Origin of the sequence: Shewanella sp. (assembly GCF_047975355.1) — a bacterium.
In the GTDB taxonomy this organism is placed as follows: domain Bacteria; phylum Pseudomonadota; class Gammaproteobacteria; order Enterobacterales; family Shewanellaceae; genus Shewanella.
This window is the reverse complement of record NZ_JBKEDJ010000079.1, coordinates 20,650-33,622: the sequence shown is the minus strand read 5'-3', so window position 1 is coordinate 33,622 and position 12,973 is coordinate 20,650. Positions and strand designations below refer to the sequence as shown.

Below are 12,973 nucleotides of genomic sequence, written 5' to 3'. Positions count from 1 at the left end.
CGAGCTGTCTTTTAAGTTGCTCAATTGCGTTAATTTAGAATCCCTTAAAGAAGTATTAGCCGATAGTTTAAAGACGCAGTTTAATTTTACCCATGTGCGCCTGATCAGTGTGTTAGATGCCGATGTTGAGATGAAAGCGATTTGGGCGCAGCGTCTGCGTAAGGATTACTACTTTGGCCGCTTAACTCAGCAGGAAGCTAAACGCCTGTTTGGTAGCGAAGTGGGCTCAGTCGCGTTAGTGAAGTTAGCCGATGAAATTCCGATGATTTTTGCCGTTGCTAGCCAAGATGCGGCGCACTTCCACCCCGATATGGACAATATGTTGCTCGAACAATTGCGCCGATTACTCGCACATATGCTGGCCAAACTTTAAGGTATATGGTTCGCCTTGCCTCAATTCCCTAATGATGAGGAGATGGAGATGACCCCGCAGTGTCAGTCCTATTTGCAGCAGTTTGAAACCTATATGCAGTCTGAGCGCCAGTTGTCGGCGCATACGGTTCGCAATTATATGTACGAATTGCAGCGGGGAAGCGAGTTACTGCCAGAGGGCGTTGATCTGCTCAATGTGGGCCGTGAGCATTGGCAACAGGTGCTTGCTAAGCTGCACCGCAAGGGCTTAAGCCCACGCTCGCTATCATTGTGGTTGTCGGCCATTAAACAGTGGGGAGAGTTTTTATTACGCTCAGGCGTGATTGAACTCAATCCTGCTAATGGACTGAGCGCGCCCAAACAAGCCAAACCATTACCGAAGAATATCGACGTCGATTCTATCTCGCATCTGCTCGCGATTGAGGGTAATGATCCGCTAACCCTACGTGATAAAGCCATTATGGAGCTGTTCTACTCCAGTGGATTGCGTTTGGCAGAACTGGCGGCGCTGGATTTATCCAGTGTGCAATACGACCAGCATGAAGTGCGCGTCTTAGGCAAAGGCAACAAAGAGCGAATTGTCCCCGTTGGGCGTTATGCGCTTGAGGCCATAGATGCTTGGCTCAAGTGCCGCAAGCAAATCCCCTGTGAAGATAACGCATTGTTTGTCACCGAGAAGGGCAAGCGTTTGTCCCATCGCAGCATCCAAGCGCGCATGAGTAAATGGGGGCAGGAGCAGGCACTTTCTATGCGGGTGCATCCCCATAAATTACGCCATTCCTTTGCGACGCACATGCTGGAATCCAGTGCCGATTTACGTGCGGTGCAGGAATTATTAGGCCATGAAAATCTGTCTACCACGCAAATTTATACCAGTTTAGATTTCCAACACTTAGCTAAGGTGTATGATAACGCCCATCCTAGAGCGAAAAAACAACAGGATAAATAATGCGTTGTTATCTTAGACCCCAGAATATTCGCGCGATTAGTTTCGATCTCGACGATACCCTATACGATAACGAGCCTCATATTCTTAATGCCGAAGCCGAGCTAACTCAGTTTTTGCATCAGGCATTTCCGCTGACACAAGCTTGGCTGCCACAGCAATGGCGACTGCTCAAGTTACAGCTGATACAACAAAATCCAGCGCTAGCCCATGACACTTCAGCGGCGAGAATCGCGACCTTACATAAGGGCCTGTCATTACTCGGCTATAGTGAATCGGAGGCGAAACGGGGCGCGCAGGAAGGTTTGGATTGTTTTTATTTTCATCGCAGCCATTTTCAGGTTTCAGACGAAGTCTTGGCGCTGCTCACGCGCTTATCGGCCCATTTTCGGTTGATTGGTATCACCAATGGCAATGTGGACGCAGAGCGTATTGGCTTGAGTGACGTGTTCGAATTTGTGCTGCATCCTGGCAGTGGTGTGCGGATGAAGCCTGCTAAAGATATGTTTTCACAGGCCTGTGAAAGGTTAGATATCGGCTTAGACGAACTGCTGCACGTGGGTGATAGTATGAATGCCGATGTTCGCGGTGCGCGTTTGGCGGGGTGCCAGTCTGTCTGGCTCAACCCGAGTTTTGGCCGAGTGGCGTCGCTGCCGATAGCTGCACTCTTGCCCCATATGGAAATTGCGACCCTAGATGCGCTATTAGAGATGTTGCTGCCTTAACTTGGCTCAAGTGGACTTGAGTGATGTCACTCGGCGAAATTAAGCGCTAGCTTAAGGTGATAAGGATCAAAGACTGTTTCACGGCTTTACCGTAGAGTATTCATCATCATTTTACCAGGTTGCTACGCCATCATCGACAAGGAACTGCTATGGTGCGTTTAAGTCTTTTTCTCCTTTTTAGTCTATCGTTTATTGCTCCAGCTTCGGCGCATGAAATCCACTCCGGCGGTGGTTTTATGGCGGGTTTTAACCATCCAGTGTTAGGCTTTGATCATCTCCTCGCCATGTTGAGTGTGGGTATGCTCAGTACTCAATTGGGCGGCCGCGCTATTTGGACTGTGCCCTTAGCCTTTGTGTGTTTCATGTTGGTGGGTGGCATTTTAGGTCTTAATGCGATTCCAGTTCCCTTTGTCGAAATTGGCATTGCGCTATCTGTCTTATTGCTTGGGCTGGCGATAGCCTTCGACCGCCAACTTCCGCTGTTGTTTGCCATGGCCTTTGTGGGCGTGTTTGCGATTTTCCACGGGCATGCCCATGGTATGGAAATGCCCGAACTTGCGAGCCCCGTACTCTATGCCTTTGGTTTCTTGTTTGGTACCGCGGTCATTCATCTTGGCGGGGTCATGTTAGGATTAGGCATGCAGCGCCTGACGGGGCAACGCAGCTTAATGCGGATATCGGGCGTGGCGATTGCCGCTATGGGTGGATATTTACTCGCAGGCTTTTAATGCCTTAACGCGCCTTGAGTTGCTTGGTGCAATGATGGGCGCGGCGCAGCATTTGCGTGACTTGTCTTCGGCTGGCATGCATGTCGGCATCCCCAACACGAAAATAAGTACCTGTGTAAGCATCAGTGCCGATAAAAATAGGTTTTAGGTGCTCAGGCGCGAGCGGTACACGAATTCTTATCAGCTTTTTATTCATAATCTCAATTAGCTGCACATCAGAAATCGCCAGAATATTATGGCTAGTGCAGCTGGGGTCATCGAGAATTTCCCAAAATTCCTGCAACACGGGCAGGGGATTGGGGATGCCTTCAATGGTGAAATGACGATGTTCTTCACGCACGCCGAGGATAATTTCTCCACCTAAGGTATTGGCGAAGGAGCTATAGGTCGCCCAAATATCTTCGGGGAGTTGACCTTGGCCATCGCGGCCCTGCGCGAGTTTAAACTCCACTTGGGCGGATTCATGCAGTGAACCAATATCATCGAGTGCGAATGTTGGGTATGTCATGGCGGCGGCTCCTTGCGTAGCACACCACTTTTTGTAACACTCTAAAATCACAAAGGCCAGCAATTGAGCTGGCCCTTGTGTTAATCAACCTTGTTTATGAGGCGAGTTGTAGCGCCTTAGGGAAGAGAATATTGTTCTCTAGGTGGATGTGTCGGTGCAAGTCTGCCTCAAATTCGACCAGAGTCGCGTAACAGACGCGCCATGTGGTGCAGGCATATTCCGGCGGCGTAAAATCGTTGGTTAACTCGTGTAATTTTTGCAAAATTTGCCCAGCTTCTTCGTGCTCATATTGCATCGCATTGATAGGGTTGCCTATATGGCCAAAACAACCTTGCACTTGTTCACCTTGGCTCATGGCGCGGATCGCCGGGAAGAGGATATTTTCTTCCTTCATCAAATGCGGTATTAAGTCTTCAATTAAGGCACGCACCCAGCCAGCGAAGGGAACTATCTCCGCATAATGCTCACCATGGGCGCGTACCATTTTCTCTGAGTATTCGAGCAATAACGGCGCCTTAGCGCGAACGTATTGATGGTGGGTGCGCTCGATATAATCGATTAACTGGTCGAGTGGCAATTGATTGAGTTCATCTTCTTTGGCTCCCGAGTGGGAAACAGCCTCAAGTGCGGCGACGACCTGTTCAGGATTGGCCTCTGCTCGCTCGCAGGCATTGGCGAGTGCTCGACCGCCCCCGCAGCAGAAATCAATACCAAATTGGCTAAATACGTGGGCGCGACGAAAATCCTCCGCGACTAACTCACCTACTTTACGTTCAAGCCATGGGGAGATTGATGGTTCTTCAACTTGGGTTCCAGACGAGAGATTGGCAGATAACATAGCAACACTCCAAAGCGAGAATAATTTTACATGCATAATATTTGCATCTTTTGTTGGGTGCAATAAATCCTGACTAAATTAGTCGGACATATCACATTTTATGCTGTGAAATATCTCTAAGGGAGTAGTGGGGTAGCGGCGATATGGGTTCAATCGAGTCGCTAAGTTTGTTGCTTGCGTTAAACGGAAAGGTTAGTAATAAATAAAGCAAAAAGGCGAGTCATTGCTGACTCGCCTTTTTAATACAACAGCTTAATCCTTGCGGATTAGTTCATGCCGTATTTCTTTAATTTTTTACGCAGAGTACCACGGTTGATACCTAGCATGTTTGCTGCGCGGGTTTGGTTGCCGCGAGTGTGTTGCATGATGATGTCAAGCAGAGGTGCTTCAACTTCACTTAGCACCATTTCGTACACTTCTTGTGCTTCCTGACCGTCCAACTGTGCGAAGAAGTTAGTTACGGCACGCTTAACGGCGTCACGTAATAACTGGGGCTTGATAGTGCCGTTTGCGGTTTCGATTTTGCCAACGGTAAGCTGGTGAACTTCTGTGTTAGTTGTCTGATCAAACATTCTATTCTGCTCTTTATTAATTCTGTACTAATTCATCAAAATAATATTCCACTAGGGAATACTGTTCTGCAGCGGTTTCCAGCTGATTAAAGTCAGCCCGGAACTGGCGCTGATCCTCTTGGTCTAGGTACCATCCAATATGCTTTCTGGCGAAGCGGATACCCTTATATTCACCATACAAATCATAAAGTTTGGTGAGGTGTTCCAGCATCACTTGACGCTGTTCAGCCACCTCAATGGGCGCTAGCTTATTACCCGTGTCCAAGTAGTGCTGGATTTCTCTGAAAATCCAAGGCCGTCCTTGAGCACCCCGTCCTATCATCAGAGCATCGACACCGGTATAGTCCAGCACGAAGCGGGCTTTCTCCGGACTGTCGACATCCCCATTCGCGACAACAGGAATCGAGACATTCTGTTTAATTGCCTTGATGGTGTCGTACTCGGCGTTGCCTCTGTACATGCATTGTCTCGTGCGGCCGTGAACGGCGAGCGAGGCGATACCACAATCCTCAGCAATCTGGGCGATTTGAACACCGTTCCTGTGTTCAGGCTCCCAGCCTGTGCGAATCTTTAACGTGACAGGTACCGTTACTGCAGCGACCACGGCTTGTAAAATTTCTTTCACTAAGGGTGGGTTTTGCATTAGGGCAGAACCGGCCAGCTTTTTATTCACTTTTTTTGCTGGGCATCCCATGTTGATATCAATGATGTGGGCACCTTGTTCGACGTTGAACTGGGCGGCCTGCGCCATTAACTCTGGATCTGCACCTGCAATTTGCACTGAGCGAATACCTTCCTCGCCGGAATGCGTCATACGCTGGCGGCTCTTATCTGTGTCCCAAACTTCAGGATTCGATGAAAGCATCTCCGACACCGCTAAGGCAGCACCATAACGAAGGCAGAGATTACGGAAAGCTTGGTCGGTGACACCTGCCATTGGTGCCACGATCAGCTGATTCTTCAGTTGATAGGGTCCAATCTGCATTTACTGTTTCACCTTAGCTCTTCAAAGGGGCGCTATAGTAGCCCTTTTTATTGGCCGTGAAAAGGTCAATAAATGACCTAGGAGCAATTTTTTTTCTTGACTTTTTAGCCTTGAGAAGTCATCGACAAAATAAGCCTAAGCCAGTGGTGGCGCATGTTGCGCCACCCCTTTAGCGTTATTTGCGCTTACCTGTCAAGCGGCTCCAATCTTCTTTGTGAGCCGCTTCGTCCATGTCGAACCATTGGCTATAGAAGTCAGAGATTTCTTTCGCTTGCTCTTTAAGCAGTCCAGAGAGGGCTAATTTACCACCAGATTTGACGCGCTCGGCGATAAGTGGGGCAAGTTCACGCAGTGGGCCTGCGAGAATATTGGCAACTAACACATCGGCCTTAAGATCGGCGGGTTGGTCTTCGGGAAGGTACAGCGCCAATTGGTCGGCAACATCGTTACGCTCGGCATTGGCTTTAGAGGCTTCGATGGCTTGATAGTCGATATCGATACCTGTGACCTTTTTCGCGCCCAGTTTCAGCGCTGCCACGGCGAGAATGCCTGAGCCGCAGCCAAAGTCGATTACTTCTTCGTTGCTGAGATCTAAGCTATCTAGCCATTCTAAACACAGCGCCGTTGTGGGGTGGGTGCCTGTGCCGAAGGCCAGACCCGGATCTAAGATCACGTTCACTGCGCTTGGATCGGGGACTTCACGCCAGCTTGGGCAAATCCACAGGCGTTTACCAAATTGGATTGGGTGGTAGTTATCCATCCACTCGCGAACCCAGTCTTTGTCTTCAATTTGCTCGATTTTGTGGCTGAAGCTTTCACCTAAAAACGGCAGGGTTTTCAGTATCTCAATAGTCGGTGCTAAATCCGTGTCAGCCTCGAATAGGGCAACAACTACGGTATCTTGCCACAGAGGGGTTTCGCCCAGTTTAGGCTCAAAAATCGGGGTGTCTTTACCATCTTCAAAGGTAATAGAAACGGCGCCTTCTTCCATAAGTAAGTCGCTGATGGTTTCAGCATCATCACTGTTGGTGTTAATGCGAAGTTGGATCCAAGGCATGGGTAAAATCCTGTGGCTAGGTTTAAAAAATATTGCGCTATTGTATACCCAAACCGCGCTAATTTGCAGAATTCGGTGGCAATTTAACACCAGTAACTGTGTTTTGGTGTGTTGAGGAATTCGCGCTAACAATCAGGGGGATTTACGGTAGGAATTGAGGTTTATTTCAACATGGACAAGGAGTTAGCTTGTCATCTTTGGGTTGTACGCAAAATCGAACCCTCTGTTTTGATTTTTAATATAAAGCCATGAATTATAATGGTTAATTGGTTTTACCTTTGTTTAGTTTTTGCGGCTTTTTTGTGATCCTCTTCTAAGAGTTGACGCTTGTCCCGTGAGTTGCCTCACGATTTAAATCTGTGACGTTCAGCCGCGTATTTTGTTGCTGCTATGGTGTAGTTTGCAAAGAGGCGTCAACAAACCATTAAAGGGTAAAAGCAAGATGACAAGCGTAACGCGCGTTCACACTAGCGTGAAAACACAGGGGATAGGTCACCCTTGGTCGGCTAAGGCTGACAGATTACAGAGCGCGACTGGTATTATGTTGGGCTGCTTTCTGTTGCTGCATATGCATTTTGAGTCGAGCATTTTGCTCGGTAAAGAGGCTTTTTACCATGTGGTGCAGTTGCTCGAAGGTGGCATGTTTAGTAATACTGGCCATGGATTTCCAGTAGTTACCAAAGTTTTCTCTGTATTTATGCTATTAGTCGTCATCTTGCACGCCGCCGTTGCCCTTAGACGATTTCCGGCGCAGCTTGGGCAGTGGCGAGCGTTGCGCTCACATTTAGGTGGCATTAAACACCGCGATACCCATGCTTGGTTTTGGCAGTTAATCACGGGTTTTATTTTGTTTTTCCTCGTGCCAGTGCACCTCTTTACCATGATCTTAAATCCTGAAATTGGTCCGCATTTATCGGCCAAACGTGTCTATCTCGATAATGCTTGGTTGCTCTACGCCTTATTGCTGCCAGCGGTCGTTATCCACGCCATGATCGGCTTATACCGGGTGGCGGTTAAGTGGGGCATCACGACCCAGCGCTCAGGCTTACGTAAACTCGCTAAGATCTTGATTATCTATTTGTTATGCCTAGGCTCTGCCAGCTTAGTCTCCTATATGTTTATCGGTAGTGAGCTGAGTCTGCCTGTGCAGCCCTATGTACCACATTGATGTGAAACCCTACTGCTGCGTCATCCCATGAAGGAATTGGGCGCAGCAGGATTTTGTTTCGCTGCTAATATTTAAGCATTCGATTAATTATTCGCCTCCTAGTTGATCTAACTCAGGTTTTTTGATGGATTTGTGAGCGATAGTAATTTTCGAGGATAACTTAATGAGCTTGGCTCACTAGAGCCTGCGGCACGAGGCGAAAACAATGGCAATCAAACTAAGTATAAAAAAATGGAGTGCGTGGCTGGATTTAAGCCAGAGTTTGTCTGGTGTCATTCTGGCAGTGTTTTTATGGACTCACTTAGTGTTGGTGTCGTCCATTTTGTTGGGTGGCGATGCCATGAGCTGGGTGGCTCGCACTATGGAGCTGAGTTTTCTCTCCAGTGATGGTCATGGCTACCCCTGGGTGGTGACTTGTATCGCCATCGGCATTGCCGCCTTAGCCCTTGTGCATGTGATTGTGGCGCTGCAGAAGTTGCCCATGAGCTTGCGGCAACAAAGGGCGCTGCGACAACAGATGCAAGTAATCAATCACAGTGATACGCGATTGTGGCGCTGGCAAGCCATAACTGGCGTGGTGATCCTGTTGTTGTTGCCTGTGCATCTGTGGCTTATCGGTTCGGCCCCAGAAACCATTGGCCCGCAAGGCAGTGCCGATCGAATTTGGAATCAGGGGGTGTGGATGGTGTATCTGCCCTTATTGCTGACGGTGGAATTACATGCTGCCATTGGTATTTACCGCGTGGCACTTAAGTGGGGCGCAGCGCGGGATCTCAATAGTCGCAGCCGTTTACGTAAGATCAAAACCATTGTGAGTGTCGCTTTTGTCACCGTAGGGATTGCGTCATTACTGGCATTTTTACCCCACGCGAGTTGAGCGAGATAAATAAAAGAGTGTTGTCCCAAAACAATAACAGCAGTACCCGTTAAGGAGCAGGCGTGAAACTGATTTATACCGATTCATTAGTGGTTGGTGCCGGATTGGCAGGCCTGAGAGTGGCCATTGCCTCTAAAGAGCGTGGGCTCGATACCTTAGTCTTATCGCTTATTCCTGCCAAACGTTCTCACTCCGCCGCAGCGCAGGGGGGAATGCAGGCAAGTCTTGGCAATGCCGTCAAAGGCATGGGCGATGATGAAGACGTGCACTTTCAGGACACAGTAAAAGGATCTGACTGGGGCTGCGATCAAGAAGTCGCCAGAATGTTCGCCCATTGTGCGCCTAAGGCGGTGCGTGAATTAGCCAACTGGGGCGTGCCTTGGACTCGTGTGACCGCAGGCCCAAGGGAAGTGATTGTTAATGCCCAAAAAGTCACACTGCAGGAAGCAGAAGAGGCTCATGGGTTGATCAATGCCCGCGACTTTGGCGGTACCAAAAAATGGCGCACCTGCTACACCGCCGACGGTACCGGCCACTCTTTACTCTATGCCATGGATAACAAAGCGATTTCAATGGATATTCCCGTCCATGAGCGCGTCGAAGCGCTGGCAATAATCCACGATGGTCAACGCTGTCACGGTGCCATTGCCCGCTGTTTAATCACGGGCGAACTGCGTGCCTACGTTGCTAAATCAACCACCATTGCCACTGGCGGTTATGGCCGCATTTATGAAGTCTCAACCAATGCGATTATTTGCGAGGGGATAGGTCAGGCGCTGGCGCTCGAAACGGGGGTCGCGACCCTTGGTAATATGGAGGCAGTGCAATTCCACCCAACAGCGATTGTGCCCGTGGGGATTTTGACCACTGAGGGTTGCCGTGGTGACGGCGGTTTACTGCGGGATAAAGACGGCTACCGTTTTATGCCGGACTATGAACCTGAAAAGAAAGAGCTAGCGTCACGGGACGTGGTATCTCGTCGCATGACCGAACATATGCGTAAAGGTAAGGGCGTGGATAGTCCCTATGGCCCACATTTATGGCTCGATATCACCCTGCTTGGGCGCAAACATATCGAAACCAACTTGCGTGAAGTTCAAGAGATTTGCGAGAACTTCCTCGGTATCGACCCAGCTAAGGATTGGATCCCCGTGCGGCCCACACAGCATTACTCCATGGGCGGGATCCGCACTAAAGCCACGGGCGAGAGCCCTCAGCTCAAGGGCTTATTCAGCGTGGGCGAAGCCGCCTGTTGGGATATGCATGGCTTCAACCGCTTAGGCGGCAATTCGCTCGCCGAAACCGTGGTCGGCGGTATGATTATCGGCAAATATGTAGCTGATTTTTGTGAGAATAACAGCCTTGAGATCGACACTAAGCTAGCCGAAAAGTTTATGCGGCAGGTGCAGACTGAAATCGATACCTTAGTCGATGGCGAGGGCCACGAAAGCCCCTTCGAGCTGAAGCGCGAAATGCAGCGGATTATGATGGATTACGTGGGGATTTTCCGTAATGGCCCTGAGCTTGATAAAGCAGTGACTGAGCTAAAAGCCTTGCTTGAACGCTCACGTAAACTCGGGATTAAGTGCAAAAAGCGTCACGCCAATCCAGAGCTGGTCGAAGCATTAAGGGTGAAGCGTATGCTGAAGGTGGCGCTAACGGTAGCCTGTGGCGCGGCGGCTCGTACCGAGAGCCGAGGTGCCCACGCCCGTGAGGATTATCCGCAGCGTAATGACAGAGACTGGCTCAACCGTACCCTAGCAAGTTGGCCCGATGCCGATGCCTTAGCACCTGTTTTAAGCTACGAGCCGCTGGATGTGATGAAGATGGAGCTGCCGCCTGGATACCGGGGTTATGGTATCGATAATGCGATTGCCCACCCAGATACCGCCAAGCGTGAGCAACAAATTGCCGAGATTTTGGCTGGGCTTGGTGAAGATGCCGACCGTTATCAGCGCCAAGCGGCACTAATGCCCTTTGAGCTGCCGCCGAGCCTTCAAGCTAAAAATGAACGTTTAAGTGATACCTTACAAAGACCATCAGCCAATGCGCTAGGAGAAAAATCATAATGAGCCAAGGTCGCCAGCTAACCTTTAATATTTTTCGTTATGATCCACAGGAGCCAAACGATAAGCCGAAGATGGTGCGTTATCAGCTGACCGAAACGCCGGGGATGACGGTATTCATCGCGCTCAATAAGTTGAGAGAAGAGCAAGACACTTCGTTGCAGTTTGACTTTGTGTGTCGTGCCGGGATCTGTGGCAGTTGTGCTATGGTGATCAATGGTTTCCCAACCTTGGCTTGCCGAACCTTAACGGCCAAGTATCCTAAAGGCGAAATCACCCTGATGCCGCTACCTGGCTTTGAATTAATTGGTGATTTATCGGTGAATACAGGTAAATTTATGCGCGAACTCGCCGAACGCTTAAAGCTATGGTTACATCCTAAGGCTAACGATATCAGCATCCATCGCCTCGAAGAGCCGATGGCGCCAGAGGAAGCTGCGCGGCTCTATGAATTAGAACGTTGCGTCGAGTGTGGAGTTTGCGTATCTGCCTGTGCGACTAAACAAATGCGTGAGACCTTTGTCGGTGCGGTGGGCATGATGAAAATCGCTCGTTTCGAACTCGATAGCCGCGATGCACGTACGGCTGAGGACTTTTACCATGTGATTGGTAATCAGGACGGGGTGTTCGGCTGTATGACCCTGCTCGGCTGCCAAGACAACTGCCCGAAAGATTTACCCCATATGCAGCAGATTGCCTATCTACGCCGTAAAATGGCGATGACACTGGTGTAATATCGATTAGCTGTTTGATTTACAAGTAAAAGCGCCTTTGTAGGCGCTTTTTTGTGGGGTTCTCAACAGGCATACGTCTTATGAATATCAACCTGCTTAACTAATGCCTCTGAGGCCGCTAAAAAAGTATTAAAGTGCGGACTTGCCATATGTGCATCGAGCGCCGCTTGGGATTGCCACACTTCATACACCCAAAACTGATTAGCATCATCTAAGGCATTATGTAGAGTGTATTCAATGCAACCTGCCTCTGTGTGGGTATCCCTCACTAACTGTTTGAGTACCCTAAACAACGCATCGCTTTGGCCTGAATGCGCTTGGATTTGCGCAAAAACTGTAATTTTCATTGGTTAAATCCTTCTAATACAATTTTTCCAATCGCTTTACCCGACTCTATTTGTGCATGGGCTTTAAGCAAATTCTCTGCATTGATAGTGCCGTAATGTTCACCAAAGGTGCTTTGAAGTGTGTCCGCATCGATAAGTTCGGCGATACGATTGAGCAGATGATGTTGGGCAATCATGTCCTCAGTTTGATATAGGCTACGGGTAAACATTAGCTCCCAGTGTAGCGACAGGCTTTTACGCTTAAGCTTCATCACATCTAAGGGACCGACAGGATCGTCAATCAGCGCCAGTTTTCCTTGAGGTCTGAGTACTTTTACGATTTCGTCAAAGTGTTTATCGGTTTGGGTTAGGCTAATCACATGGGTAACATCGGCAATATCCAATTGAGCCAGTTCGTCCGAGAGAGGCTTGTTGTGATTAATGACCGCATCGGCACCTAAGTTTTTAACCCAAGCTGCTGATTCTTGGCGTGATGCCGTGCCAATCAACTCCGCGCCAGTGAGTTTGACTGCAAGCTGAGTGATGATGGAGCCGACACCGCCTGCCGCGCCAATAATCAAAATTCGCGCATCGCTGGCAGAACCATCTTTGGGCAATCCTAAGCGATCAAACAATAACTCCCAAGCTGTGATACTGGTTAAGGGCAGGGCGGCAGCTTGAGCGTTGCTTAAGGTTTTAGGTTTGTGACCCACTATTCGCTCATCTACTAACTGATATTCGGCATAGCTGCCGCTGCGGCTAATATCGCCGGCATACCAGACCTCATCACCTACCTTAAACAGGCTGACTTTGTCCCCAACGGCTTTAACGACACCGACGGCATCCCAACCGAGGATTTTATATTCCCCCGTAGGTGCCGAGCGCGATGTGCGAACTTTAGTATCGACGGGATTGACGGAAATCGCTTTGACTTCGACTAAAAGATCAAAGCCTTGTGGTGTAGGTTCGGCGAGTGTGATGTTTTCTAATGCATTGGGTGCGCTAATTGCCCCAGCGGTTTGGTAACCAATGGCTTTCATGTCAATTCCTCGTTTGGCGACGCGTGTCTGT

The 12,973-nt window shown here is 49.2% G+C and carries 15 protein-coding genes; 8 read left to right on the top strand and 7 right to left on the bottom strand.

The window, feature by feature from the left end; translation table 11 throughout:
• The 4 genes from ACK5NH_RS18350 to ACK5NH_RS18335 all read left to right on the top strand — a co-directional run.
• Positions 1 to 373 (top strand): DUF484 family protein (locus ACK5NH_RS18350; protein ID WP_416922393.1); only part of this gene is annotated, 373 nt, incomplete at its 5' end.
• A 48-nt stretch (positions 374 to 421) separates the two neighbouring features.
• Positions 422 to 1,321: a tyrosine recombinase XerC gene (xerC, locus tag ACK5NH_RS18345; protein WP_416922391.1), complete on the top strand. Its 900-nt coding sequence runs from the start codon at positions 422 to 424 to the stop codon at positions 1,319 to 1,321.
• Positions 1,321 to 2,043 (top strand): HAD-IA family hydrolase, encoded by a 723-nt coding sequence (locus ACK5NH_RS18340; protein ID WP_416922389.1) that lies wholly within the window; start codon positions 1,321 to 1,323, stop codon positions 2,041 to 2,043. The genes xerC and ACK5NH_RS18340 overlap by 1 nt, the downstream gene beginning before the upstream one ends.
• Positions 2,044 to 2,192: 149 nt before the next feature.
• The gene (locus tag ACK5NH_RS18335) at positions 2,193 to 2,771 is read left to right on the top strand and encodes a HupE/UreJ family protein (protein WP_416922387.1); all 579 of its coding nucleotides are present in this window, start codon (positions 2,193 to 2,195) and stop codon (positions 2,769 to 2,771) included.
• Between the two features lie 4 nt (positions 2,772 to 2,775).
• On the opposite strand, the gene ACK5NH_RS18330 is transcribed toward ACK5NH_RS18335, so the two are convergent.
• The 5 genes from ACK5NH_RS18330 to prmA all read right to left on the bottom strand — a co-directional run bounded on the left by ACK5NH_RS18330 (position 2,776) and on the right by prmA (position 6,731).
• Positions 2,776 to 3,279, bottom strand: a complete 504-nt coding sequence (locus ACK5NH_RS18330; RefSeq protein WP_416922385.1) for a helix-turn-helix domain-containing protein — start codon at positions 3,277 to 3,279, stop codon at positions 2,776 to 2,778.
• 94 nt (positions 3,280 to 3,373) lie between these two features.
• Entirely contained in the window at positions 3,374 to 4,117 is a 744-nt protein-coding gene (gene ric / locus ACK5NH_RS18325) for an iron-sulfur cluster repair di-iron protein (RefSeq protein ID WP_416922383.1), read from the bottom strand.
• 266 nt (positions 4,118 to 4,383) lie between these two features.
• Positions 4,384 to 4,689, bottom strand: coding sequence for a DNA-binding transcriptional regulator Fis (gene fis / locus ACK5NH_RS18320; protein WP_006083371.1), 306 nt, complete (start codon positions 4,687 to 4,689; stop codon positions 4,384 to 4,386).
• 16 nt (positions 4,690 to 4,705) lie between these two features.
• Complete coding sequence (gene dusB / locus ACK5NH_RS18315; RefSeq protein ID WP_416922380.1) at positions 4,706 to 5,674, bottom strand: tRNA dihydrouridine synthase DusB; 969 nt, start codon at positions 5,672 to 5,674, stop codon at positions 4,706 to 4,708.
• A gap of 175 nt (positions 5,675 to 5,849) precedes the next feature.
• Positions 5,850 to 6,731, bottom strand: a complete 882-nt coding sequence (gene prmA, locus ACK5NH_RS18310; RefSeq protein ID WP_416922378.1) for a 50S ribosomal protein L11 methyltransferase — start codon at positions 6,729 to 6,731, stop codon at positions 5,850 to 5,852.
• 442 nt (positions 6,732 to 7,173) lie between these two features.
• Between prmA and ACK5NH_RS18305 the strand changes: the two genes are divergently transcribed.
• The 4 genes from ACK5NH_RS18305 (at position 7,174) to ACK5NH_RS18290 (ending at position 11,576) form a co-directional block, all read left to right on the top strand.
• Positions 7,174 to 7,899, top strand: a complete 726-nt coding sequence (locus ACK5NH_RS18305; protein ID WP_416922376.1) for a fumarate reductase cytochrome b subunit — start codon at positions 7,174 to 7,176, stop codon at positions 7,897 to 7,899.
• A 205-nt stretch (positions 7,900 to 8,104) separates the two neighbouring features.
• Positions 8,105 to 8,776, top strand: a complete 672-nt coding sequence (locus tag ACK5NH_RS18300; protein WP_416922374.1) for a fumarate reductase cytochrome b subunit — start codon at positions 8,105 to 8,107, stop codon at positions 8,774 to 8,776.
• A 62-nt stretch (positions 8,777 to 8,838) separates the two neighbouring features.
• A complete protein-coding gene (locus tag ACK5NH_RS18295; protein ID WP_416922372.1) occupies positions 8,839 to 10,845 on the top strand; it encodes a fumarate reductase flavoprotein subunit in 2,007 nt (668 codons plus the stop codon).
• Positions 10,845 to 11,576: a fumarate reductase iron-sulfur subunit gene (locus ACK5NH_RS18290; RefSeq protein WP_011070759.1), complete on the top strand. Its 732-nt coding sequence runs from the start codon at positions 10,845 to 10,847 to the stop codon at positions 11,574 to 11,576. The genes ACK5NH_RS18295 and ACK5NH_RS18290 overlap by 1 nt, the downstream gene beginning before the upstream one ends.
• Before the next feature lie 62 nt (positions 11,577 to 11,638).
• Here the strand turns inward: ACK5NH_RS18290 and ACK5NH_RS18285 are convergent, their stop codons facing one another.
• Both ACK5NH_RS18285 and ACK5NH_RS18280 read right to left on the bottom strand, forming a co-directional pair.
• Positions 11,639 to 11,923 carry a putative quinol monooxygenase gene (locus tag ACK5NH_RS18285; protein ID WP_416922369.1) on the bottom strand — a complete coding sequence of 95 codons (285 nt, stop codon included), beginning with the start codon at positions 11,921 to 11,923 and terminating at the stop codon, positions 11,639 to 11,641.
• Entirely contained in the window at positions 11,920 to 12,942 is a 1,023-nt protein-coding gene (locus ACK5NH_RS18280; protein WP_416922367.1) for a zinc-binding alcohol dehydrogenase family protein, read from the bottom strand. The genes ACK5NH_RS18285 and ACK5NH_RS18280 overlap by 4 nt, the downstream gene beginning before the upstream one ends.
• Positions 12,943 to 12,973: the final 31 nt, after the last annotated feature.